We start from the raw sequence: 24,231 nt of genomic DNA, 5'->3' as shown, positions 1-24,231 counted from the left end.
AAATAGCTAATGTCGTCAACTACTTGTTTGACTTTCAAGTAATCGAGTGGGAATAGGCGACCAGCCGCCTGCCATTCCGGCGATTGCGCCAGGACCGCATGGTTCCGTGACGCAAACCGTGTCTTCGATTTTATGCGGGCGTTATGTGCCGCGCCCAGACTCACATGGCCCCGTTATGGGGGTTCGTGGTCCACCGACCTCCTGATATTCCGGAGGCGCCACATGGCCGATCTTTTGTTTCTTGCGCTCGGCGGCGGGGCGTTCGTCGTCTTTGCCGTGCTAGCCGCCGCGCTGAAGAGGATCTGACGATGATCGCCATCCTCTGGGGCGTCGGCGCGGTCGTCGTCGCCGTCTACATGATCGCGGCGCTCGTGCGCCCCGAGCGGTTCTGAGAAGGAGCCGCCGTCATGACTGTTCAAGGCTGGGGCGAGATCGCCCTCACACTGTCTCTTTCCGTCCTGATCGGCTGGCCGATCGGGATCTATCTGTCGCGCGTCTGGAACGGCGAGCGCACCTGGCTCGACCCCGTTCTGAAACCCGTCGAAGGCGTCTTCTACAAGGCCGCCGGCGTCGATCCTAAACGCAGCCAGGGATGGACCGGCTATGCCGCCGCCCTGATCGCCTTCAACGCGGCGGGCTTCTTCCTGCTGTTCGCCATCCTGAGGCTCCAGGCCTTCCTGCCGCTGAACCCGCAGGGGTTCGCGGGGCTCTCGCCGCATCTGGCGTTCAACACCGCCGTCAGCTTCGTGACCAACACCAACTGGCAGTCCTATGGCGGTGAAAGCACCACTTCGACCTTCAGCCAGATGGTCGGTTTCACGACCCAGAACTTCCTGTCGGCCGCCACCGGCGCGACCGTCGCCGCCGCCCTGGCCCGCGCCTTCGTGGCCAGCCGGGGGGAGGGGGTCGGCAATTTCTGGGCCGACCTGACCCGCACGACCCTGTATGTGCTACTGCCCCTGTCCATCGTTCTGGCGCTGGTTCTGGCCGGCCTGGGCGTGGTCCAGAGCCTGGCGGCGTCGGCGACGGCGACCGGTCTGGAAGGCGGGTCGCAGACCCTGTCCCTGTTCCCGGCCGCCAGCCAGGAAGCCATCAAGCAGTTGGGCGTCAACGGCGGGGGCGTGTTCAACGCCAACTCGGCCCATCCGTTCGAGAACCCCTCGCCCCTGACCAACCTCATCGAGGCGGTCGCGATCAACGTGCTCGGCTGGGCGGCCTTCTTCGCCTTTGGCCGCAGCGTCCTGGCCAGGAAGGACGTTCGCGCCCTGGTCGCCGCCGGCTTCATCCTGCTCAGCGTCTGCACGGCCGGCATCTATGTCGCCGAAAGCCAGCCCGCCCCGGCCCTCGTCGCCGCTGGCATCGAGCAGCCTGTCAACCTGGAGGGCAAGGAGACCCGCTTCGGTCTGCCGTCCTCGGTCGCCTGGGCCGGTCCGACCACCGGCGCGTCCAATGGCTCGGTCAACTCGATGCACGGCAGCTATATGCCGCTGTCGGGCGGGCTGATGATGTTCCTGATGCAACTGGGCGAGATCCTGCCCGGCGGGATCGGGTCGGGGATTGCGATCATGGTCGTGATGGCCATGCTGGCGGTGTTCGTCGCCGGTCTGATGGTCGGTCGCACCCCCGAATACCTCGGCAAGAAGATCGAGGCCCGCGAGATCCAGTACGCCATGATCGCGGTCCTGGTCCTGCCCCTGGCCATCCTGGGCTTCACCGCCATTGCCGCCGTCTTCCCGACCGCGATGGAAGGCTTGCTGAACCAGGGACCGCACGGCCTGTCGGAGATGCTGTACGCCTATACGTCGGCGGCGGCGAATAACGGCTCGGCCTTTGCGGGTCTGACCGCCAATGCGCCCTGGTGGAACACCACGCTGGGCATCGGGATGCTGGTCGGCCGTTTCATCCCCGCCGTGGCGGTCCTGGCCATCGCCGGCAGCCTGGTCGTCAAGCCCAAGCTGGCGCCCTCGACCGGCACATTGCCGACCGACAGCGCCCAGTTCATCGGCCTGCTGATCGGCGTCATCCTCATCCTGGGCGGGTTGCAGTTCTTCCCGGCCCTCGCCCTCGGACCCATCGTCGAGCATTTCCAGATGCTCGCCGGCGCGGCCCAGTGATCCGCTTTGTGATCCCTTCGGACACCTGAAATGACATTCGCCAACCCTGAAGCCACCCCGCCCGTCGCCACTTCGACGCCTTCGTTGGGCGGCGGCCTGACCGGCGCCATGCTGGGCCGCGCGCTCGGCGACGCCTTCGTCAAGCTGAATCCCCGTCACCTGCTCAAGAACCCGGTCATCTTCACGACCTGGATCGTGGCCCTGCTGTCGACCGTGTCGGCGGCCGGGGCCATCGCCTCGGGCCAGTCGGCGGGCTTCGCCATCCAGCTGGCCATCTGGCTCTGGGCCACCGTCCTGTTCGCCAACGTCGCCGAAAGCGTCGCCGAGGGGCGGGGCAAGGCGGCCGCCGACAGCCTTCGCGCCACCCGCGTCACGACCAAGGCCAAGCTGATCGTCGATCCCAAGACCGGCACGGTCGTTCCCACTCCGGCGGGCGAGCTCCAGGTCGGTCAGATCGTCCTGGTCGAGGCGGGCGATGTCATCCCCTCGGACGGGGAGATCATCGAAGGCGTCGCCTCGGTCAACGAGGCCGCCATCACCGGCGAAAGCGCCCCGGTGATCCGCGAATCGGGCGGCGACCGCTCGGCCGTCACCGGCGGGACCACCGTGGTCTCCGACTGGATCAAGGTGCGCATCACCTCGGCCCCGGGCTCGACCTTCCTCGATCGCATGATCGCCATGGTCGAGGGCGCGAACCGTCGCAAGACGCCGAACGAACTGGCCCTGAGCGTGCTTCTGGCCGGGCTGACGCTGGTCTTCCTGATCGCGGTCGTCACCCTGTTGGGTCTGGGTGCCTATTCGGGCGTCGAGCTGGATCCGATCGTGCTGGGCGCCCTGTTCATCACCCTGATCCCCACGACCATCGGGGGACTGCTGTCCGCTGTCGGCATCGCCGGCATGGACCGGTTGCTGAAGGTGAACGTGCTGGCCACCTCGGGCCGTGCGGTTGAAGCGGCAGGCGACGTCGACACCCTGCTGCTCGACAAGACCGGCACCATCACCTTCGGCAACCGCATGGCCACCGAGGTCATCCCGGTCTCGGGCGTTCGTCCCGAGGTCGCCCTGCGCGCCGCCGTCACCGCCTCCCTGGCCGACGAAACGCCGGAAGGCCGCTCGATCGTCGAACTGGGCAAACAGGGCGGGATCGTGGTGGAACAGCCCGCCGGTTCGACCGCCATCGCCTTCACCGCGACCACTCGTCAGTCGGGCCTGGACGCAGGCAAGGACTCCTGGCGCAAAGGCGCGGTCGACGCCGTACTCAAGTCGCTGGGCGCTGAAACGACGGCCCCGGCCGAGTTCACGGCCGCCGTGGATCGCATCGCCCGCTCAGGCGGCACCCCCCTGGCCGTCACCGAGAATGGCCGCCTCGTGGGCGTCATCCACCTCAAGGACGTGGTCAAGCCGGGCGTCAAGGCGCGCTTCGCCGAGCTTCGCACCATGGGCCTGCGCACAGTCATGATCACCGGCGACAATCCAGTGACGGCGGCCGCCATCGCTTCGGAGGCCGGGGTTGACGACTACCTCGCCGAGGCCACGCCCGAGGACAAGATGCGCCTGATCAAGGCGGAACAGGCCAAGGGCCGTCTGGTCGCCATGTGCGGCGACGGCGCCAACGACGCCCCGGCGCTTGCCCAAGCCGACGTCGGCGTGGCCATGCAGACCGGGGCCCAGGCCGCTCGCGAGGCCGGCAACATGGTCGATCTGGACTCCGACCCCACCAAGGTCATCGAGATCGTCGAGGTGGGTAAGCAGTTGCTGATCACCCGCGGTGCCCTGACGACCTTCTCGATCGCCAACGATGTGGCCAAGTATTTCGCGATCATCCCGGCCATGTTCGTGGTCGCCCTGCCGGCCCTGGGCGCACTGAATGTGATGCAACTGGGAAGCCCCGAGAGCGCCATTCTGTCGGCGGTCATCTTCAACGCCCTGGTGATCGTTGCTCTCATCCCTCTGGCCTTGCGCGGCGTCAAATACCGGGCGGTCGGCGCCGGCAAGCTGTTGAGCCGCAACCTGCTGATCTATGGTCTCGGCGGCCTGATCGCGCCCTTCGTCGGCATTAAGGCGATCGACCTGATCATCACCGGCCTGGGTCTGGCGTGAGCATGGCAACCATGTCCCGCAAATCCCAGTTCAAGGCTTCCGGCAAGAACGACGTCTGGTTCGCCGTCTTCTTCATCGCCGCCATCGCCATCGTCGGCCTTCTGGCCCAGGCTCGCGACACCCACGCCCCCGGCCGACCCGAACCGGTCCCGGCTTCTGCACTCAAGGAATAGTAAATGCGTCTCTCCCTCCGCCCCGCCATCGCCGCTCTGTCCCTGATCGCCGCCTCGTCGGCCATCACCGTCCCGGCTCTTGCCCAGGACGCGGGTCCCCAATGGGCCTTCAACGTCGCGGGCACCTCAGACTATGTATTCCGGGGTGTCAGCCAGACCGAAGAAGATCCAGCCATCTCCGGCGGCGTCGACGTCACGGTCGGTAGCTTCTACGCCGGGACCTGGGCCTCCAACGTGGCCTTCCCCGGGGACGGCGACACCAACGCCGAGATCGACCTCTATGGCGGCTTTCGTCCGGAGGTCGCCGGCTGGAACCTGGACCTCGGCGTGGTGGGCTATCTCTACACCAGCCAGCCGAACGGCGCGGACTATGACTACGTCGAGCTGAAGGCCGCCGCGTCGCGCGCGATCGGCCCGGCCACGGTCGGAGCCGCCGTCTACTACTCGCCCGACTTCTTCGGCGCGGCCGAGGACGAGGCGACCTATGTCGAGGCCAACGCCGCGATCAGCCCGGCCGACAAGTGGACGATCTCGGGCGCGGTGGGCCATCAATTCGTGTCGTCGGCCTTCGACTACACGACGTGGAACCTGGGCGCGGCCTATCAGCTGACGTCCAACCTGGCGGTCGACGTCCGCTATCACGACACCGACGAACACGACTTCGGCGACATCTACGGCAGCCGCGCCGTGGCCTCGCTGAAGGCCACCTTCTAGGAGCGACCCCGATGGTCAACCAAATCCGCCCCGCCCTCGTGATGATCGCCCTCTTCACCCTGCTGCTGGGGCTGGCTTATCCGCTGGCGATCACCGGCGCGGCCCAACTGGCCTTCCCCAGCCAGGCCGACGGCAGCCTGGTGCGCGGGCCTGACGGCACCGTTCAGGGCTCGTCCCTGATCGGCCAGCCCTTCGCCGAGGCCCGCTACCTGCACCCCCGCCCCTCGGCGGCGGGCGACGGCTATAACGCCGCCGGATCGTCGGGCTCCAACCTCGGGCCCCTCAATCCGGACCTGATCGAACGGGTCAAGACCGACGCTGACGCCCTGCGCGCCGAGGCCCCCGGCCAGGCCATCCCCGCCGACGCGGTGACGACGTCCGCTTCGGGGCTCGACCCAAACATTTCTCCGGCTTATGCCGCTCTCCAGGCCCCGCGCGTCGCGACGGCCCGGGGTCTGACGACGGCACAGGTGCAGGGTGTGATCGACCGCAATACCCAAGGCCCGCTGCTCGGCTTCATCGGCCAGCCACGCGTCAATGTCCTGATGACCAATCGCGCGCTCGACGCTCTGGCGCAGCCTCCGGCGGCCTGATTTGGCTGACCCCGAAACCTCGGATGTTTCTCGGCCGGCCTCGCGAAAGCGGGGCCGGCTGAAGGTCTTCCTGGGGATGTCCCCTGGCGTCGGCAAGACCTACGAGATGCTGCGCGCCGCCCGGCGTCGTCAGGCCGAGCACGGTGACGTCCTGGTCGGGGTGGTCGAGACCCATGGCCGCAAGGAGACCGAGAGCCTGCTGCGCGGCCTCGACGTTCTGGCGCGCAAGCCCATCGACTACAAGGACCGGACCCTGCTGGAGTTCGACATCGACGGCGCGATCGCGCGTCGGCCCGGCCTGCTGCTGGTCGATGAGTACGCCCATTCCAACGTGCCCGGTTCGCGCCATCCCAAACGCTGGCAGGACGTCGAGGAGATCCTGAAAGCCGGGATCGACGTCTGGACCACCCTGAACGTCCAGCATCTGGAGAGCCTGTCCGACATCGTCCTGCGGATCACCGGCGCGCGCCAGCGCGAGACGGTTCCCGACAGCGCCCTGTCCAAGGCCGACGACATCGAGGTCGTGGACATCACGCCGGACGAGCTGCGCAAACGGCTTGAGGACGGCAAGGTCTATGTTCCCGAGACGGCGCGACTGGCGTCCGAGAATTTCTTCAAGGTCGAGAACCTCACGGCCCTGCGCGAACTGGCCCTGCGGCGGGCGGCCCAGACGGTCGATGACCAGCTGCTCGTTCATCTGCGGGAAAAGGGCGTGCCGGGGCCCTGGGCCGCGGGCGCGCGAATTCTGGTCCTGATTGGCGGTGACGGTATGGCCGCATCGCTGGTCCGTGCCGGTCGGCGCCTGTCGGACATGATGATGGATGCCCCGTGGACGGTCGCGACCGTGGACCAGGGTGCGATCACGGGCGAGAGGGCCGCCCGCCTCAGCGAGGCGTTGAAGCTGGCCGAGCAACTGGGCGCGCGGACCATCACCCTCAGCGGCGATGATGTCGTCCGGGCCGTGATGGACTATGTCGGGCGTAATCACGTCACCCAGATCGTGATCGGCAAGGGCCGGACCAGTCGCCTGCGAGACCTGATCGGCCGGTCCCTGGCGGCCGAGCTGCTGCGATCGGCCAGCGGCGTCGCCATCCATATCATCACCGACGAGAAGGACGCCGCTGCGGCCCCGACGTTGCGCCCCGTTCGTGCGCCGGTGCGGTGGTTCGGTTATGCCGTCGGTCTCGGGCTCGTGGCGCTGGCAACCCTCACGGCCTACAGCCTCGACGCGGCCTTCGAGCGGGTTGATCTGGGCGTTATCTATCTGGCCGCCGTGGTCGCGGCCGGTGCCCTGTACGGGCTCAGGCCCGCCCTGACCGCCGCGACGGCGGCCTTCCTGATCTACAACTTCCTGTTTCTCCAGCCGCGCTACAGCTTCATCATCGGGTCGCCGACGGATGTCCTGACCCTGGTGGTGTTCTGGGGCGTCGCCCTGCTGACCGGCGCGCTCGCAGGGCGGGTCCGGGAACAGGCCAAGCGGACGCAGAGACGGGCCGTCGCGGTTTCGGCCCTGCTGGGCGCAAGCCAGGCGCTCGCGGGGGCGGACGGCCGACAGGCGACGGCGCGCGTGCTGGCGGAACAGGCCTCTCATGCCGCCGGAGCCAAGGCGGTCGTCCTGCTGCCACAGGGGGATGATCTCGTGATCGCGGCCGGTGCGCCTGATACCCCCGAACTCGGTGCCGCGGCCATGGCCTCCGCGCGCTGGGCCTGGGAGCACGGGGAGGCCGCCGGTCATGGGACGGGTACGCTTCCGCAGGCGAGTTGGACCTTCTGGCCCTTGCAAGGGATTCAGGGGCGCTCGGGCGTGGCGGGGATCGAGGCCGCCGCCCTCGCGTCCGGGTCCGACGAGGAACGCCTGACCCTGGCCCTTCTGGATCAGGGCGCCGTCGCCATCGAGCGCGCCAACCTCGCCGGTCAGGCGGTCGAGACCGAGACCCTGAGGCGCGCCGACAGGTTCCGCACGGCGTTGATGAACTCGGTCAGCCACGATCTCAGGACGCCGCTGTCGACCGTGCTGGGGTCCGCGACGACCCTGATCGACTATGGCGAGGGTTTGACGCCGGCGGTGCGGGCCGACCTGCTGCTGAGTATCCGGGAAGAGGCCGAGCGGTTGAACCGCTACGTGGGTGACCTGCTGGACATGACCCGGCTGGAAGGCGGGGCGCTGAAGGTGCGGGCCGAATGGACCGATGCGCGCGACATCCTCAATGCGGCGGCCGAGAGGGTTTCCAGACGTTTGGAAAGCCGCAGGATGACCCGCGACTTCCCGGCAGACCTGTCTCTGGTCAAGGTCGATGAAGGGCTGCTCGAACAGGCCCTGGTCAATGTGCTGGAGAATGCCATCGCCTATAGTCCTGACGGATCGACCATCGAGATCGCCGCCTACGAGGATCGCAACGCCGTGGTGATCAGCGTAGAGGATGAAGGCATGGGCATCCCGACCGCAGAGCTTGAACGGGTCTTCGACAAGTTCCGGCGGATGGAAGAGTCCAGCGACAGGAACAAGGGTGTCGGCCTGGGCCTGGCCATCGCCAAGGGCTTCGTGGAGGCCATGAACGGCCGGATCGCTGCGGCCAGTCCCATCCATGAAGGGGATGACGGGGTGACGTCGGGGACGCGCATCCTGATCAGCCTGCCCAAGGCGATCGCCACCCATCGCGAGCTGCTGTGATGTCGGCCGTTCGTCCGCAGATACTGGTCATCGACGATGAGCCCCAGATCCACCGGTTCCTGACACCGGCGCTCGACGCCGCCGGCTATGATGCGAAGCGCGCGGACAATGGACAGGAAGGCCTGCGGGGCATCGCGCTGTGGAACCCGGACGCGGTCGTGCTCGATCTCGGTCTGCCTGACATGGACGGCAAGGACGTGCTCAGGCGCGCGCGCGAATTCTATGCGGGGCCCATCATCATCCTTTCGGCCCGGGACCGCGAGGCCGAGAAGATCGCGGCTCTGGACCTCGGGGCCAACGACTATGTCGAGAAACCGTTCGGGGTCGGTGAGCTGCTTGCCCGGCTGCGGGCGGGCTTGCGCCAGGGCGCCTTGAGACCTGCGACAACGGGCGTCGTCACGGCCGGTCAGATCACGATCGACCTGGATCGCCGGCTGGTGATGAAGGGCGAGGAGCGGCTCAAGCTTCGTCCCAAGGAGTATGACGTCCTGGCCTATCTGGCGCGGAGTGCGGGAAAGGTGGTGAGCCATACCGACCTGCTGACGGCGGTCTGGGGTGCCGCTCATGCCGACGACGTGCAGTACCTGCGCGTCGTCATTGGCCAGTTGCGGCACAAGATCGAACCCGATCCTGCCGTCCCCACGATCGTCCTGACCGAGGCCGGGATCGGTTACCGGATCGAGGGGTAGTCTCACGCTTGGTGTCCGTGGGCGGCCAGGCTCTTTGTTCGACCCGTCATCGGCGCTATATCCAGCCACGGTATGTTTGACGGCCTCCGTCAGAAGCGTCCTGGTTTTCAATGTGATTCAATCTCCTGACTACGGTTCGGGAGATCGAGTGGAGTAGGGCGATGGCCGGTCCGGCGGACGAACTGAAGATGGCGCGCACGATCCTGGGGTGGGATCATGAGCAACTGGGGCGCGCCCTTCGTCTGGCCGGGACGCCCGAGAAGCGGACCGCGCGGGTGCGCGAGATGGAGATGGGCAAGCGCGACATCTCTGGTCCCGTCCAGGTCGCCATCGAGGCCCTGATGAGTGGCTGGCGGCCCAACGGCTGGACCGACGCACCGCCCGCCGATCAGGCGTAGCGGGCGATTTCCAGGTCCGCGGTCTCGACCTCGGGCTTCACGCCCGAGATCATGTCGGCGAGCACCCGGCCCGATCCGCAGGCCATGGTCCAGCCCAGGGTGCCGTGACCGGTCGAGAGCCACAGGCCCTTGTATTTGGTGCGGCCGATCACCGGCGTACCGTCCGGCGTCATGGGGCGAAGGCCCGTCCAGTATTTCGCCGCGCCGACGTCGCCGGCCCCCGGGAACAGGGTGGTCAGGGAGTGCTCCAGCGTCGCCTGCTGATGCGGCGGCAGGTCGTGGCTGTAGCCGCCCAGCTCGGCCATGCCGCCGACGCGTATGCGGTCACCGAGACGGGTGATGGCGATCTTGTAGGTCTCGTCCATCACGGTCGAGACCGGGGCACCGGGTTCGTCGGCGATCGGCACCGTGATCGAATAGCCCTTCACGGGATAGACCGGCAGGCCAAGGCCAAGCGGTTTCAGCATCTGCGTCGAATAGCTGCCGAGGGCCACGACATAGGCGTCGGCAGTCAGATCGCCCTTGTCGGTTCGGACGGCGGTGACCTCATTGGCCTGGGTCGCGATCCAGTCGACGGTCTCGTTGAAGCGGAAGACGACGCCCAGTTCGGCGGCCATCTCGGCGAGGCGGTTGGTGAAGATGTGGCAATCGCCGGTCTCGTCATTGGGCAGGCGCAGGCCGCCGACGATGGTGGCCTCTGATCGAGCCAGGCCGGGCTCGGCGACGATGCAGCCGGCCTTGTCCAGCACTTCGCAGGGGACGCCCTCGTGGTTCAGGACCTTGACGTCCTTGGCCGAATCTTCGAGCTGGCGTTCGGTTCGGAACAGCTGGAGCGTGCCCTGGGCCCGGCCGTCGTAGGCGATGCCGGTCTCGGCGCGCAGGGCCATCAGCTGGTCGCGGCTGTACTCGGCCAGCCGCACCATTCGCTCCTTGTTGCGGACATAACGGGAAGGCGTGCAGTTCCTCAGCATGGCCAGGCCCCACTGGATCATGGCGGGATCGACGCGGGGCCGCAGGATCAGCGGCGCGTATTTCATCAGCAGCCAGCGCGGGGCCTTGCGCGGGATCGAAGGGGCGGCCCAGGGCGAGGAATATCCCGGAGACACCTGGCCGGCGTTGGCGAAGCTGGTCTCGAGTGCCGGGCCCGCCTGGCGTTCGACGACCGTGACTTCATGCCCGGCCCGGGCCAGGTACCAGGCCGTCGTGACCCCGATGACGCCGGCGCCGAGAACCAGAACTTTCAACGCGGCTTCTCCGTACGAAAACAAGGATGTCCCAGACTACACCCGATTCAGGGGCGATAACATGCCCTGATCGAATGGGCCGATGCGTGATTTTTTCGCACCTCTCCGCAGAGCCTCCCCACCCCGTCGTGAATCCTGCGCCCACCGATGGCGGTGGCGGTCAGAAAACACACCGCCAAAGCGCCAAACCGCCAATCCAGGCGCGGCCTGCCACAGCCTCTACGGTAGTTGGCGTCTTGCCCGTCAGAGCGCAAGAGCCGGGAAGGAAATAAATCCTAACACGATCGGCCACGGGATGACGCTACGTCACCGCTCGATCGCTGCTAGAGTGATCGCAAGAGGAAACGCGGGGACACGCGATGGCTGATCTTGAGACGTTCCGGGCCGAGACACGGGCCTGGCTGGAGGCGAACTGCCCGGCTGAATGCAGGGGAGCGCTGGACAGTGACGAGGACCGGGTCTGGGGCGGGCGCGACGCCGTGTTCAAGACCCCGGCGCACAAACAGTGGATGGATGTCATGGGCGCGCGCGGCTGGACCGCGCCGGAATGGCCGACCGAATACGGCGGCGGCGGCCTGACCCGCGAGGAGGCCAAGGTGCTGGCCTCCGAGATGCGGCGCATCGACGCCCAGATGCCCCTGTCCAGCTTCGGTATCTGGATGCTGGGCCCGGCCCTGCTGCAGTTCGGGACCGAGGAACAGAAGGCGCGGTTTCTGCCCGAGATCGTGCGCGGTGAAATCCGCTGGTGCCAGGGCTATTCCGAGCCGGGTGCCGGGTCGGACCTTGCGGGCGTCCAGACGCGCGCGGAGGATCGGGGCGACCACTGGATCGTCAATGGCCAGAAGGTCTGGACGTCGTATGCCGACAAGGCCGACTGGATCTTCTGTCTGGTGCGCACCGACCCGGAGGCCCCCAAGCATCTGGGGATTTCGTTCGTCCTGTTCGACATGGCGACGCCGGGGGTTTCGACCCGGCCGATCACGCTGATCTCGGGCAAGTCGCCCTTCTGCGAGACCTTCTTCGACGACGTGCGGGTGGAGAAGGCGAATCTGGTCGGGACGCTGAACCGGGGCTGGGACGTGGCCAAGGCGCTGCTGGCGCATGAGCGGACCATGATCGGCGGCATGGGCATGATCGGGGGCGGCCGTCCCATGGGTCAGGTCGCGGCCGACAGCGTCGGTGCCGATGCCGATGGGCGTCTGGACGATCCGATGCTGCGCGCCCGGATCGCCGATCTGGAGATCGATCTGGCGGCGTTTCAGCTGTCGATGGAGCGGGTCGGGGACCAGGTGAAGGCCAGACAGGTCTCGCCGGCCATCGCCTCCATGCTGAAATACTATGGGTCGGAACTGAACAAGCGACGCCACGAACTGGCCATGGCGGCGGGTGGTTCGGACGCGCTGGAGTGGGAGAGCGAGCGGTCGCACCACGGCGGTGCAGCGCGCGACTGGCTGCGGACCAAGGCGAACTCGATCGAGGGCGGGACCAGCGAGATCCAGCTGAACATCATCGCCAAACACATGCTGCAACTGCCCGGAGCCTGAGCGGATGCCGCTGATCCTCACTGAAGAACAGACCATGCTCAAGGAGGCCGCCGACGGCTTTCTGAGCGAGAATGCGCCGATCGCGCATCTGCGGAAACTGCGCGACGAGCACGACGCGGATGGGGTCTCTCGTGACCTGTGGCGGGCCTTCGGCGAGATGGGTTTCGCGGGGGTCATCATCCCCGAGGCGCACGGTGGATCAGGCCTGGGCGCGGTCGAGGCGGGGGTTCTGGCCGAGGCGCTGGGGCGGACCCTGACGCCGTCGCCCTTCATGGGATCGGGCGTGCTGAGCGCCAAGGTGCTGATCGATGGCGGATCGGCAGACCAGCAATCGACCTGGCTGCCTCGGATCGCAGGCGGTGATGCGATCCTGTCCCTGGCGGTGGACGAGGGGGCCAAGCACCGGCCCTCGGCCATCGCGACGACCGCAGAGCGGTCGGGCAACGGGTTCAAGCTGAACGGGGCCAAGGGCTTCTTGCTCGACGGCCATATTGCCGATGCCCTGATCGTGGCCGCGAGGACCGACGGCGGCCTGACCCTGTTCCTGATCGATCCGAAGGCAGCGGGGGTCGAGATCGAACGGACCGTGATGGTCGATGCGCACAATGCGGCGCGGGTGACCCTGACCGATGTGCAGGTCGACGCCGATGCGGTGATCGGCGCGGTGGATGCGGGCGAGGGTCTGCTGGAAGGCGCTCTGAACCTGGGGCGGGCCTGTGCGGCGGCATCCCTGACCGGGGCAGGGGACCAGGCGTTCCAGCTGACGCTCGAGTATCTGCGGACCCGCAAGCAGTTCGGCAAGCTGATCGGCGAGTTCCAGGCGCTCCAGCATCGGGCGGCGCATCTGTTTACCGAGATCGAGCTGGCGCGGGCGGCGGTGCTGGGTGCGTTGCAGCGTCTGGACGCGGGGCGCGAGGATGCGGGGCTGGCCGTCTCGGTCGCCAAGGCGAAGGCAGGGCGGGTCGCCGAACTGGCGGTGCAGGAGGCGGTACAGATGCACGGCGGCGTGGGGATGACCGACGCCTTCGACGTCGGCCTGTTCATGAAGCGGGTGCGGGTGCTGAACGAGTTGCTGGGCGACGCAGGCTTCCACACCGAACGACTGGCGCGCGCCCAGGGGTACTGAGGCCGATCAAGCCAAAACACGCATCGGTCGATAGCTGCATTGGCTTGGACCCGCATCAAAGACCGGAATACCGTTCGATCAGGGCGCGACGACAGCGCCGGGCGGCACGGCCGTCTTTGAGCGAGGAACTCCATGTCCAGAATGACGCCCGCGGAAATGGCCGCGACCATCGGCGGCGGTTTGCTGTCGTTTCCGGTCACCCATTTCGACGCCGAGCAGCAGTTCGTCGCAAAGGACTATCGCGACCACTGCGCCTGGATGCTGGAGTATGAGCTGGCCGGGCTGTTCGCTGCCGGCGGCACCGGCGAGTTCTTCTCCCTGACCCCCGAAGAGGTCGGCAAGGTGGTGAAGGCCGCCGTCGAGGAAACCGCCGGCAAGACCCCGGTGATCGCGGGCGCCGGATACGGGACGGCCATGGCCGTCGATCTGGCCCAATCGGCCGAGGCCAACGGTGCCGACGGCATCCTGTTGTTGCCCAACTATCTGATGGTGCCGGGCCAGGAAGGCCTGGCGGCGCATGTCGAGGCCGTCTGCAATGCGACCTCGCTGGGCGTCATCGTCTACAACCGCGACAACGCCGTGCTGCAGCCCGAGACGCTGGAAAAGCTGTGCGAGCGCAATCCGAACCTGGTCGGGTTCAAGGACGGCGTCGGCGACATCGAACTGATGATGCAGGTCTATGCGCGGATGGGCGATCGCCTGACCTATGTCGGCGGCCTTCCGACCGCCGAGACCTTCGCGCCGGCCTATCTGGAGATGGGGGTCACGACCTATTCGTCGGCGATCTTCAACTTCGTGCCGGAGTTCGCGCTGGACTTCTACAAGGCCGTGCGGGCCCGCGACCATGCGACCATCATGGCGGGCCTGCGCGACTTCGTGCTGCCGTACATCGCGCTGCGCAACAAGGGCAGGGGCTACGCCGTCTCGATCGTCAAGGCGGGCATGACCGCTATCGGCCGTACCGCAGGTCCGGTCCGCACGCCGCTGATCGACCTGAAGCCCGCCGAACTGGCCGAGTTGTCGGCGTTGATCGCCCGTGTGCAACCCGCCGCACCGAAACTGGCGGCGAACGGATAGGGTCGGTGCCCTGTCCGTTCGGGTCCGCAGGGCCTAGAACACCTCGCCTGGGAGAAGGGCGATGAACATGTTCGAGCTGAGCCAGTTGCGGTGCTTCGTCGCCGTCGCCGAGGAACTGCATTTCGGGCGTGCCGCCCAGCGGCTGAACATGACCCAGCCGCCGCTGAGCCGTCAGGTGCAGTTGCTGGAGCGTATACTGGGCGTCGTCCTGCTGGACCGGACCAGCCGGTCGGTGCGGCTGACACCGGCGGGGCGGTCGTTCCTGATCGAGGCGAAACGCATCCTGAGGCTGGCCGAGAGCGCGGCCCTGGCGACGCGGCGGATCGCCAGCGGCGATGCAGGCCGGGTCGCGGTCGGGTTCACGGCGGCCTCCGGCTATTCCTTCCTGCCCAATCTGGTCGATCTGGCGCGAACCCAGTTGCCCAATGTCGATCTGACGCTGCGCGAGCTGGTGTCGGGCGAACAGGTCGAGGCCCTGCTGACCGGGCGCATCGACCTGGGGCTGGTGCGGCCCCCGCTCACCCGACCCGAGTTCGACAAGGTGCGGGTGCTGACCGAGCCTCTTGTGGCGGCTTTGCCGAGTGGCGATCCCCGGCTGGAGAAGGACCGCATCAGCCTGGCCGATTTCGATGCCCAGCCGATGATCATGTATGCCCCCGAAGGGGCGGGCTATTTCCACGCCATGCTGACGGCCATGTTCGACGAGGCCGGGGTGTCGCCCCAGCACGTCCAGCATATGGCGCAGATTCACTCGATCCTGGCCTTGGTCCACGCGCGGATCGGGGCGGCGGTGGTGCCCGAGGCCGCGACCAAGCTGCATTTCGAGGGGGTCGAGTTCCGGCCCCTGGATACCATGCCCGAGCGCCCGGTCGAACTGTTCGTCGCCTGGCGTCGCGACAACGACAATCCGAGCCTGAAACCGCTCCTCGACCTGATCGAGGCGCAGGCCAGGACTACGCCCTAGCAAGGATACTCTGCCATGCAGACCCGCCGCACCGTGATCGCCACCGCAGCCATGACCGGCGGCCTGATTGCGACGGGTGGCGCGGCCTGGGCCGATCCGGTCCAGCCGGTGGCGGCGACGCGGCACGGTCGGGTTCGGGGCTATGTCGATCAGGGGATCAAGGTCTTCAAGGGCGTACGCTACGGTGCCGACACCGCGACAAGGCGGTTCCAGCCGGGGGTGGTGCCCGAGTCCTGGAGCGATGTTCGCGACGCCACGACCTATGGCGCGGCCAGTCCGCAAAAGTCCGACGAACCCGACCAGTCCGAGGACTGCCTGTTCCTGAACCTCTGGACGCCCGAGCTTCGCGACGGTGGGAGGCGGCCGGTGATGGTCTATGTCCACGGCGGGGCGCACGCCAACGGGTCGGGGTCGAGTTCGCTGTATGACGGGGTTGCCCTGTGTCGGCGCGGCGATGTGGTCGTCGTGACCCTGAATCACCGGCTGAATGTGTTCGGGTACAACGGTCTGGGCCAGCTGCTGTCGCCGGTGGGGGGCGGGGTCTATGCCAAGTCGGGCAGTGTCGGGAATCTGGACCTGATGCTGGCCCTGCGCTGGGTGCGGGACAATATCACCGAGTTCGGCGGCGACGCCGACAACGTCACGGTCTTTGGCCAGTCGGGTGGCGGGGCCAAGCTGGTGACGCTGATGGCCATGCCCTCGGCGGCCGGCCTGTTCCACAAGGTCATCACCATGAGCGGCCAGCATGTGACCGCCATGGGCCCGCAGCACGCCGAACTGAGGATGCGGGCCTTCCTCGACCACCTGGACCTGACGCCGGATCGCGCGGCTGAGCTGGCCACCGTGCCCATGGGCAGGCTGGTCGAGGCCCTGTCGATGGACGACCCGATCGAAGAGGGGGGCATCGTCTTCTGGTCGGTCATGGACCACGACACCCTGCCAAGGCACCCTTTCGTGCCGGATGCGCCACGCGAGAGCGCCCATATCCCCATGATCGTCGGCAATACCCACGACGAGGCGCGCGCCTTTACCGCTTCGGACGAGCGCAATTTCAGCCTGACCTGGGATACGGTGGCGGCCAAGCTGGCGCCCGAGTTCGTGGTCGATCTGAACGCCCAGTACGTCGTCGATTGGTATCGCAGGCAGTTCCCGTCGATGTCGCCGGTGGACGTCTTCTTCGCCGCCGCCACCTGTGGCCGGTCGCGGCCGGGCCACCTGATCCAGGCCGAGGAGAGGGCGAAGATCGGTGACCGGACCTGGATGTACCAGCTGGATTTCGGATCGCCGGTGGAGCCGAGGCTGGGTGCCTATCATTCGTTCGACATCGCGCTGGCCTTCGACAACTGCCACCAACCGACATCGAAGACGGGGACCGGACCGGAAGCGCTCGGGGTGGCCAATGCGATGAGCGAGACCTTCATCGCCTTCGCCCGGACCGGCAATCCGAACAACGCGGCGATTCCGACCTGGAATCCCTATTCGCTGCCGGAACGAGCGACCATGATCTTCGACGTCGAGAGCCGGAGCGAGAACGACCCCCGTGCGGCTGAACGCCGCCTGTTCCAGACGGCACCCTTCCTCAAGCAGGGAACGTGATCCAACTTGACCTGACGTGATCTTGGCACGGTGGTCGGGGAGGGCTAGGGCTGTCTCAAATCACTGTCTTAGGGAGACGACCATGGCCGACCTGGCTCAGGTTACCGAACACATCCGCAGCGCCGTCGGCGACAACTCCGGTCTGGGCAAGACCGTGAAGATCGACATGGGCGACACGGGCAAGATCTACATCGACGGTGCCTCGGTCCCGAACACGGTGACCAACGACGACAAGCCCGCCGACACCACCGTGACCGTGTCCTGGGACGACTTCATCGCCATGTCCGAAGGCAAGCTGGACGGCATGATGGCCTTCATGCAGGGCAAGCTGAAGATCGCCGGCGACATGATGATCGCCCAGAAGCTGATCCCGCTGCTGAAGCGTTGATGCCGGTCTGAAAAGACAAGAACGACACGGCGCGGCTCCGGAAGAGGGCCGCGCCGTTTTCATATCCGTCTCGGGAGGACGACCATGGACTTCAAGCACAGCGACCTGGGCCTGCACTGGCAGGAGCGGCTCCAGAGGTTCATGGACGACAAGGTGCTGCCACGCTCGGCTGAATACTGGGCCCAGGTCCATGAGGATCACACGCGCCAGCCGCCCGTGATGGAAGAAATGAAGGCCCAGGCGCGCGAGGCCGGGCTGTGGAACATGTTCCTGCCGGGCGAGCACGGCGCGGGACTGACCAATGTCGAATACGCCCCCCTGGCCGAGATCATGGGTCACGCCCTGTGGTCGGCCGAGGTGTTCAACTGCGCCGCGCCCGATACAGGGAACATGGAAGTCCTGCATATGTACGGCAACGCCGAGCAGCAGGAGCAGTGGCTTAAGCCCCTGATGGCCGGCACGATCCGCTCGGCCTTCCTGATGACCGAGCCGGCGGTCGCTTCGTCGGACGCGACCAATATCCAGACATCGATCGTCCGCGACGGCGACGAATACGTGATCAATGGCCGCAAATGGTGGTCGACCAACATGGGCCATCCGAACGTCAGGATCGCCATCGTCATGGGCAAGACCGACACCGGCGCGGCGACACACCAGCAGCAGTCGCAGATCCTGGTGCCGACCGACACGCCGGGCTTCCGGGTCGAGCGGATGCTGAGCGTGTTCGGCTATGACGAACGGCCGATCGGCCACGCCGAGGTGGTGCTGGACAACGTCCGGGTGCCGGTCTCGAACCTGATCGCGGGCGAGGGCAGGGGGTTCGAGATCGCGCAGGGGCGGCTGGGGCCCGGCCGCATTCACCATTGCATGCGGACGATTGGTGCGGCGGAGAAGGCCCTGGCGCTCATGTGCGAACGGTTGCTGAACCGCACCGCGTTCAGAAAGCAGATCGCCGAGCATTCGGTCTGGGAGCAGCGGGTCGGCGAGGCGCGGACCAATATCGAGATGTGCCGCCTGATGGTGCTGAAGGCCGCCTGGATGATCGATCAGGCCGGGGCCAAGAACGCCAAGTCCGAAATCTCGCAGATCAAGGTGGCGGCACCCAAGATGGCGTTGCAGATCATCGACGACGCCATCCAGGCGTTCGGGGGTGCCGGCGTTTCGGCCGATACGCCACTGGCCGAGCTGTACGCCCAGGTCCGGACGCTGCGTTTCGCCGATGGGCCTGACGAGGTTCACAACCGGACCATTGCGCGGCTCGAATACGCCAAGCACGGCGGGCGTCCGATTCGGTAGGGCAATCCCCGCAGATCACCGGTTGCCGGGCATGGGCCCAGCTCTCATCTGGGCGATGTGTCGCATGGCGGGAACGGATTTTCTCGTGCGGCTTTGTGCTGGGCTTGGATAGGCGTTGGGGGACTGTGCCGATGAACGACCTCTCGCGCATCGCGTCGCAGCAGGACATCGATATCGCCCTTTATCGACGCGTGCGCGGGGCCATGCCCGCACTGGCGGCAGGCCTGTCGTCTGAGGACCTTTCGGCCCAGGCCATGCCGGATGCCAGCCCCGGCAAATGGCACCTGGCGCATACCAGCTGGTTTTTCGAGGCGATGATCCTGGCCGCCGATCCGGACTATGAGCCGGTCGATCCGCGCTTCCAGCAGATGTTCAACTCCTACTACGAGGCGCTGGGCGAGAGGGTCGCGCGTCATGAGCGTGGCCTTATGACGCGCCCGTCGCTGGACGACGTGTTGGCCTATCGCACGGAGATCGATCGGCGGATGATCGATCGGCTGGGTCGCGGCCTGACGTCGGCGGCGGATCGGTATCTGTTCGTGCTCGGTCTGCACCACGACCAGCAGCATCAGGAGCTGTTCCTGATGGACATCCTGGCGCTGATGGCCCGGTCCCCGCTGGATCCGGCTGCCTATGGGATCGATCCGCGGGCTGTTCCGGTCGCGGCTGCGCGAGGCGGCTTTGAGGCCTTCGAGGGCGGGATGGCGACACTGGGCCATGACGGACCGGGGTTTGCCTTCGACAACGAAGGGCCCGCCCACCCGGTCTGGTTACAGCCTTTCGGTCTGGCGCGAGACCTGGTGGCCAACGGTGAATGGATCGCCTTCATCGACGACGGTGGCTATCGGCGGCCCGAGTTGTGGCTGTCGGACGGCTGGGCGACGGTGAAGGCCGAGGGCTGGACGGCACCGCTGTATTGGCGGGATGATCCCGAGGGCTGGACCACGATGACGCTGACGGGCCGCGCTCCCGTCGATCCTGACGCGCCCGTGCGCCATATCAGCGCCTATGAGGCCGACGCCTATGCGACATGGGCCGGCCAGCGCTTGCCGACAGAGGCGGAATGGGAGCATGCGGCGACGACGCGGCCCGACGCTTTCGGCAACCTGTTCGACGAGGTCTGGCAGCATACGTCCAGCGCCTATCTGGCCTATCCCGGCTTTCGACCGACCGCGGGGACGGCGGCGGAGTACAACGGGAAATTCATGGCCAATCAGAGTGTTCTGAGGGGCTCTTCGTTCGCGACGCCCGACGGCCATGGCCGCGCGACCTACCGCAACTTCTTCTATCCGCATCAAAGATGGGCGTTCATGGGACTGAGACTGGCCGAGGATGTTTCCCCGGAAGACCGCGACATGGGGGACGACGCCGTCACCCGCGAGTTTCGCAGTGAACTGTTGGCTGGCCTGGCGAAGCCTCAGAAGGCCATGTCGCCCAAATGGTTCTATGACGCGGAGGGGTCGCGCCTGTTCGAGGAGATCACGCGCCTTCCGGAATACTATCCGACGCGTCAGGAAGCCGCACTCTTGCGGGAGCTGGCCCCGTCCTTGACGGCCCGGTTCGGCGACCGCGCGGTGTTGGTCGAGTTTGGATCCGGGGCCAGCGCGAAGACGCGCATCCTGCTGGATGCCGCACCCGATCTTGCCGCCTATGTGCCTATCGACATCAGTCCTGACGCGCTGGAGCAGGCGGTGGAGGGGATATCGGCCTCCTATCCGTCGTTGCGGGTCGAGCCGGTGGTCGGCGATTTCCTGAACCTGCCGGCCCTGCCTGAGTTGGGCCTCGGGCGAAGGGTCGGGTTCTTTCCGGGCTCCACGATCGGCAACCTGGATCGCGAGGACGCGGTGCGCCTTCTGACCGTGGCGCGCGAGCGGCTGGATGCCGGGGCACTGTTCATCCTGGGAGTCGATCTGGTCAAGGATCCGGGGACGCTGATCGCCGCCTATGACGATGCGCAAGGGGTGACGGCCGCGTTCAACAAGAACCTGCTGGTCCGTGCCAATCGCGAGCTGAACGCGGATTTCGATCTGTCGGCGTTCGAGCATCTGGCGCTGTGGAACCCGGTCGATGCCCGGATGGAGATGCATCTGCGCTCGACGCGCGACCAGAGGGTCAGGATCGGTGCCGCCACGGTCGATTTCGTGCAGGGCGAGACGATCCACACCGAAAGCTCGCGGAAGTATCGTGAGGCCACGGTGCGCGCGCTCGCCGAGGCCGCAGGGTGGTCGGTAGCCGCGTTCGAGGTCGGCCCCGAACCCTCGGTCGCCATCGTCGTCCTCGAAGCCTGATCGGATACGAAAAGGGCGGCGGATCCTGCGATCCGCCGCCCCATTCTGTCGGTCCCGAGGCGGCTATTCTGCCTGACCTTCGACCTCGTCTTCAGGTCGGCGTGTTCCGTGAGAGGCTTCGCCGCCCTTGCGGCCGGCCTGTGCTGCCAGACCACGATCCTGGGAGAAGCTGCGCTTCTCGCTGGGGACGCTGGCTCCGCCCTTGCGAGCGATCTCACGTTGACGCTCGGGATCCATCGAGGCGAAGCCTCGCTTGGACACACCCGACGGACGGTTGGGCTGACCTTCGGCCATTCGGTTGTTCCTTCCTGAGTAAGCTACGGCTTGGCTTCAAAACCCCGGGGGTGGGGCAAGGTTCCGAGGCTGCGTCGCTTTCGTGCCACGGTCGAAATGATCCGGATCAGGACATCGGTTGGCCGAAATCACCTTCGCCGCCACCTGGGTCGAACGCGGGTATTTCCTGGGGGCTGTCGGCCGGTTCGACTTCAGGCATGGAATCGGGTGCCGGTTGTTCTTCGGGACGGGGTTCGGGTTCGTTGGGGGACATGGCGGGCTCCTTGGTGAACCTCATCAACGCGCCGCCGCTGTGGATGTTCAGGTCGAACGGAACCGGTCGCCCAAAGGACTGTTCATCCGGCCAGCCCCTCAACCCAGGATGACGCCATGACCGATCCCTACGCCACCGCCCCGACCGCCGACATCGTCGACGACGAGCTCGAATCCTCCAGCCTCGACCGCCAGGCCTCGGACTTTCTGGCGGATGCGGATCGTCGCGCATCCGAAACGCGGCCTTTCGCTCAGACCACCTCGATCCGCCAGGCCGTTCGCGAAGACCTGAACCAGACGCGCGAGTGGGCCCGCAGCCGTGCAACCTCGACACGCGAAGCCATCGTCGATGAGCCGATCAACGCCGCTCTCTATGCCGTCGGGGCCGGTGTCCTGATCGGCCTGCTGCTGCGTCGCTGAAGGCTCAGGACGGTCCCGTGGCGGGCCGGGCGATCGGCGTGGATCGCATCGCCCGGTCCGAGACATAGGGGTTGGTCTGGCGCTCGGCCCCGAACGTTGAGATGGGCCCGTGTCCCGGCACGAAGGTGACCCCGTCGCCCAGCGCCCACAGCTTGTGCGTGATCGAGTGAAGCAGGGCGTTGTGGTCGCTTTTCGGAAAATCCGTGCGACCGATCGAGCCCTGGAAGATCACATCCCCCACCTGGGCAAAGCCGCTTTCGCGATTGAAAAAGACGACATGACCGGGGGTGTGGCCGGGCGTATGGACCACGTCCCACGTCGTTGCGCCCAGGGTCACAGTGTCCCCGTCCGTCAGCCATCGATCGGACGTGAAGGTGCGCGCCTCGGGCAGGCCATACATCTGGCCCTGGCGCGGGATGCCCTCGATCCAGAACAGATCGGCCTCATGCGGGCCGATGATCGGGACGCCAGTCTTTTCCTTCATCTCGGCCGCTCCGCCTGCGTGATCGAGGTGGCCGTGGGTGATCCAGATCTGGTCCAGCGTCAGGCCGCGCCGCGCGATTTCGCCCAGAACCTCGTCCACAGCGCCGCCCGGATCGATCACCGCTGCCTTGTTTGTCTTCACACACCAGACCGTCGTGCAGTTCTGTTGCAGCGGCGTGACGGGCGTCACGAAGACGCCGATGGGCAGGGCAGATTGGGTCATCTGGCACAGATAGCGACGATCCGCTCCTTGCGAAACCATCGCCGCGTTGACCTTTGGAGCCCATCTCGACATAAGGGCGGCCTTCGAGGCGCCGCTTCCTGAATGGAGCGGCCCTTTCTGCTTTTCCACCCCGCGCGCGCAGCCCTCGAGAGGTCGCCGCGCCACAGAGCGTCAGAATCCCGGCCATGCAAGTCGTCGAAAAAACCACCGAAGGTCTCAGCCGCGTCATCGGCGTGACCATCCCTGCGGCCGAGCTGAACGCCAAGCTGGACGCCAAGGTCAAGGAAGTCGCGCCGCAGATGAAGCTGAAGGGCTTCCGTCCCGGCAAGGTGCCCGTCACCTACGTCAAGAAGACCTTCGGCCGTGACTTCATGGGCGAGATCATCAATGCCGAGCTGAACGAGACCAGCCAGAAGGCGCTGGAAGAGATCAACCTGCGTCCCGCCGCCCCGGCCGAGATGAAGCTGCTGTCCGATATGGACAAGGTGATCAAGGGCGAGGAAGACCTGTCCTACGAGATGGCCCTGGAAGTCATGCCCGACTTCACCCCGGTCGATCCCAAGACGCTCAAGCTGGCCCGCCCGACCTATGAGGCGTCCGACGCCGACCTGGACGAGGCCCTGACCGAGCTGGCCGGCCAGGCCAAGAACTACGAAGACAAGAAGGGCAAGGCCGTGAAGGCCGCCGACGGCGATCAGCTGACCATCGACTTCCTGGGCAAGCTGGACGGTGAACCCTTCGAGGGCGGTGCCGCCGAGGACGCGGATCTGGTGATCGGCTCCAACCGCTTCATCCCGGGCTTCGAAGAGCAGCTCAAGGGCGCCAAGGTCGGCGAAGAGAAGACCATCGAGGTCACCTTCCCGGCCGACTACAACGCCGCCAACCTGGCCGGCAAGCTGGCCACCTTCGACGTCAAGGTGAAGGCGATCAAGGCCGAGGCCCCCGCCGTCGTGGACGAGGACTTCGCCAAGCGGATCGGCCTGGAATCGCTGGACAAGCTCAAGGAGCTGCTGCGCGACAACCTGAACCAGCAATACGCCGGTGCCGCCCGCTTCAAGCTGAAGCGCGCCCTGCTGGACCAGCTGGACGAGGCGCACAGCTTCGACTTGCCGCCCAAGATGGTCGAGGCCGAGTTCGACGGTATCTGGAAACAGGTCGAGGCCGACAAGGCCAAGGGTGACCTGCCCGAGGAGGACGCCGCCAAGTCCGACGAGGACCTGAAGACCGAATACCGCAAGATCGCCGAGCGCCGCGTGCGCCTGGGCCTGGTGCTGGCCGAGATCGGCCGCGCCAACAACATCGGCGTCACCGACCAGGAACTGAACCAGGCGATCATGGCCGAGGCCCGCAACTATCCGGGTCAGGAAAAGATGGTGCTGGACTTCTATCGCCAGAACCCCAACGCCGCCGCCCAGATGCGCGCCCCGATCTATGAGGAGAAGGTCGTCGACCTGATCTTCAACCAGGCGGAAACCACCGACACCCCGATCACCAAGGAAGAGCTGCTCAAGGACGAAGACGAGGGCTGATCCCTTCGGTCAGCTTCCGTGGGTCGCGCAGGCGACCCCGAGTATGCATGATGGC

Annotated in this window: 23 protein-coding genes; 19 read left to right on the top strand and 4 right to left on the bottom strand. The window is 66.5% G+C overall.

Annotation, left to right across the window (positions count from 1 at the left end; all coding sequences use genetic code 11):
- The first annotated feature begins 143 nt into the window (after positions 1–143).
- The 9 genes from JHC99_RS18750 (at position 144) to JHC99_RS04465 (ending at position 9,452) form a co-directional block, all read left to right on the top strand.
- Positions 144–392 (top strand): potassium-transporting ATPase subunit F, encoded by a 249-nt coding sequence (locus JHC99_RS18750; RefSeq protein ID WP_366927707.1) that lies wholly within the window; start codon positions 144–146, stop codon positions 390–392.
- Between the two features lie 15 nt (positions 393–407).
- Positions 408–2,114 carry a potassium-transporting ATPase subunit KdpA gene (gene kdpA / locus JHC99_RS04500; protein WP_292152264.1) on the top strand — a complete coding sequence of 569 codons (1,707 nt, stop codon included), beginning with the start codon at positions 408–410 and terminating at the stop codon, positions 2,112–2,114.
- Positions 2,115–2,144: 30 nt separating this feature from the next.
- Complete coding sequence (gene kdpB / locus JHC99_RS04495) at positions 2,145–4,214, top strand: potassium-transporting ATPase subunit KdpB (protein WP_292152263.1); 2,070 nt, start codon at positions 2,145–2,147, stop codon at positions 4,212–4,214.
- An 11-nt stretch (positions 4,215–4,225) separates the two neighbouring features.
- Positions 4,226–4,387 carry a hypothetical protein gene (locus JHC99_RS04490; protein WP_292152262.1) on the top strand — a complete coding sequence of 54 codons (162 nt, stop codon included), beginning with the start codon at positions 4,226–4,228 and terminating at the stop codon, positions 4,385–4,387.
- 3 nt (positions 4,388–4,390) lie between these two features.
- Entirely contained in the window at positions 4,391–5,101 is a 711-nt protein-coding gene (locus JHC99_RS04485; RefSeq protein ID WP_292152261.1) for a TorF family putative porin, read from the top strand.
- 11 nt (positions 5,102–5,112) lie between these two features.
- Positions 5,113–5,694 carry a potassium-transporting ATPase subunit KdpC gene (gene kdpC, locus JHC99_RS04480; protein ID WP_292152260.1) on the top strand — a complete coding sequence of 194 codons (582 nt, stop codon included), beginning with the start codon at positions 5,113–5,115 and terminating at the stop codon, positions 5,692–5,694.
- A gap of 1 nt (position 5,695) precedes the next feature.
- Positions 5,696–8,365, top strand: coding sequence for a sensor histidine kinase KdpD (locus tag JHC99_RS04475; protein ID WP_292152259.1), 2,670 nt, complete (start codon positions 5,696–5,698; stop codon positions 8,363–8,365).
- Positions 8,365–9,054, top strand: a complete 690-nt coding sequence (locus JHC99_RS04470; protein WP_292152258.1) for a response regulator — start codon at positions 8,365–8,367, stop codon at positions 9,052–9,054. Before JHC99_RS04475 ends, JHC99_RS04470 begins: the two co-directional genes overlap by 1 nt.
- A gap of 161 nt (positions 9,055–9,215) precedes the next feature.
- On the top strand, positions 9,216–9,452 hold the full coding sequence (locus JHC99_RS04465) for a hypothetical protein (protein WP_271144555.1): 237 nt from the start codon (positions 9,216–9,218) through the stop codon (positions 9,450–9,452).
- Here JHC99_RS04465 and JHC99_RS04460 read toward each other — a convergent pair.
- A complete protein-coding gene (locus JHC99_RS04460; RefSeq protein WP_292152257.1) occupies positions 9,443–10,696 on the bottom strand; it encodes a D-amino acid dehydrogenase in 1,254 nt (417 codons plus the stop codon). The genes JHC99_RS04465 and JHC99_RS04460 overlap by 10 nt on opposite strands.
- Before the next feature lie 359 nt (positions 10,697–11,055).
- On the opposite strand from JHC99_RS04460, the gene JHC99_RS04455 reads away from it, so the two are divergent.
- The 8 genes from JHC99_RS04455 (at position 11,056) to egtB (ending at position 20,975) form a co-directional block, all read left to right on the top strand.
- Positions 11,056–12,240: an acyl-CoA dehydrogenase family protein gene (locus JHC99_RS04455; protein ID WP_292152256.1), complete on the top strand. Its 1,185-nt coding sequence runs from the start codon at positions 11,056–11,058 to the stop codon at positions 12,238–12,240.
- A 4-nt stretch (positions 12,241–12,244) separates the two neighbouring features.
- Positions 12,245–13,366 carry an acyl-CoA dehydrogenase family protein gene (locus tag JHC99_RS04450; protein WP_292152255.1) on the top strand — a complete coding sequence of 374 codons (1,122 nt, stop codon included), beginning with the start codon at positions 12,245–12,247 and terminating at the stop codon, positions 13,364–13,366.
- Between the two features lie 141 nt (positions 13,367–13,507).
- Complete coding sequence (gene kdgD, locus JHC99_RS04445) at positions 13,508–14,443, top strand: 5-dehydro-4-deoxyglucarate dehydratase (protein ID WP_292152254.1); 936 nt, start codon at positions 13,508–13,510, stop codon at positions 14,441–14,443.
- Positions 14,444–14,504: 61 nt separating this feature from the next.
- Positions 14,505–15,407, top strand: a complete 903-nt coding sequence (locus JHC99_RS04440; RefSeq protein WP_292152253.1) for a LysR substrate-binding domain-containing protein — start codon at positions 14,505–14,507, stop codon at positions 15,405–15,407.
- A 15-nt stretch (positions 15,408–15,422) separates the two neighbouring features.
- Positions 15,423–17,003: a carboxylesterase/lipase family protein gene (locus tag JHC99_RS04435; protein ID WP_292152252.1), complete on the top strand. Its 1,581-nt coding sequence runs from the start codon at positions 15,423–15,425 to the stop codon at positions 17,001–17,003.
- An 82-nt stretch (positions 17,004–17,085) separates the two neighbouring features.
- Positions 17,086–17,391, top strand: coding sequence for an SCP2 sterol-binding domain-containing protein (locus tag JHC99_RS04430; RefSeq protein WP_271144547.1), 306 nt, complete (start codon positions 17,086–17,088; stop codon positions 17,389–17,391).
- An 84-nt stretch (positions 17,392–17,475) separates the two neighbouring features.
- On the top strand, positions 17,476–18,687 hold the full coding sequence (locus tag JHC99_RS04425; RefSeq protein WP_292152251.1) for an acyl-CoA dehydrogenase family protein: 1,212 nt from the start codon (positions 17,476–17,478) through the stop codon (positions 18,685–18,687).
- A 131-nt stretch (positions 18,688–18,818) separates the two neighbouring features.
- Positions 18,819–20,975, top strand: coding sequence for an ergothioneine biosynthesis protein EgtB (egtB, locus tag JHC99_RS04420; RefSeq protein WP_292152250.1), 2,157 nt, complete (start codon positions 18,819–18,821; stop codon positions 20,973–20,975).
- Between the two features lie 63 nt (positions 20,976–21,038).
- Here the strand turns inward: egtB and JHC99_RS04415 are convergent, their stop codons facing one another.
- Together JHC99_RS04415 and JHC99_RS04410 are read right to left on the bottom strand one after the other, a co-directional pair.
- On the bottom strand, positions 21,039–21,269 hold the full coding sequence (locus tag JHC99_RS04415) for a general stress protein (protein ID WP_271144544.1): 231 nt from the start codon (positions 21,267–21,269) through the stop codon (positions 21,039–21,041).
- A gap of 106 nt (positions 21,270–21,375) precedes the next feature.
- Complete coding sequence (locus JHC99_RS04410) at positions 21,376–21,522, bottom strand: hypothetical protein (protein WP_292152249.1); 147 nt, start codon at positions 21,520–21,522, stop codon at positions 21,376–21,378.
- Between the two features lie 116 nt (positions 21,523–21,638).
- On the opposite strand from JHC99_RS04410, the gene JHC99_RS04405 reads away from it, so the two are divergent.
- The gene (locus tag JHC99_RS04405) at positions 21,639–21,941 is read left to right on the top strand and encodes a hypothetical protein (protein ID WP_292152248.1); all 303 of its coding nucleotides are present in this window, start codon (positions 21,639–21,641) and stop codon (positions 21,939–21,941) included.
- 4 nt (positions 21,942–21,945) lie between these two features.
- Here the strand turns inward: JHC99_RS04405 and JHC99_RS04400 are convergent, their stop codons facing one another.
- Positions 21,946–22,647 (bottom strand): MBL fold metallo-hydrolase, encoded by a 702-nt coding sequence (locus tag JHC99_RS04400; RefSeq protein ID WP_292152247.1) that lies wholly within the window; start codon positions 22,645–22,647, stop codon positions 21,946–21,948.
- Positions 22,648–22,832: 185 nt separating this feature from the next.
- On the opposite strand from JHC99_RS04400, the gene tig reads away from it, so the two are divergent.
- Complete coding sequence (gene tig, locus JHC99_RS04395; RefSeq protein WP_292152246.1) at positions 22,833–24,176, top strand: trigger factor; 1,344 nt, start codon at positions 22,833–22,835, stop codon at positions 24,174–24,176.
- Positions 24,177–24,231: the final 55 nt, after the last annotated feature.

The sequence above is a fragment of the Brevundimonas sp. genome, from assembly GCF_016463485.1.
GTDB lineage: Bacteria > Pseudomonadota > Alphaproteobacteria > Caulobacterales > Caulobacteraceae > Brevundimonas.
Note: the sequence above shows the minus strand (reverse complement) of the source record. Positions and strands in the feature narration are given on the sequence as shown.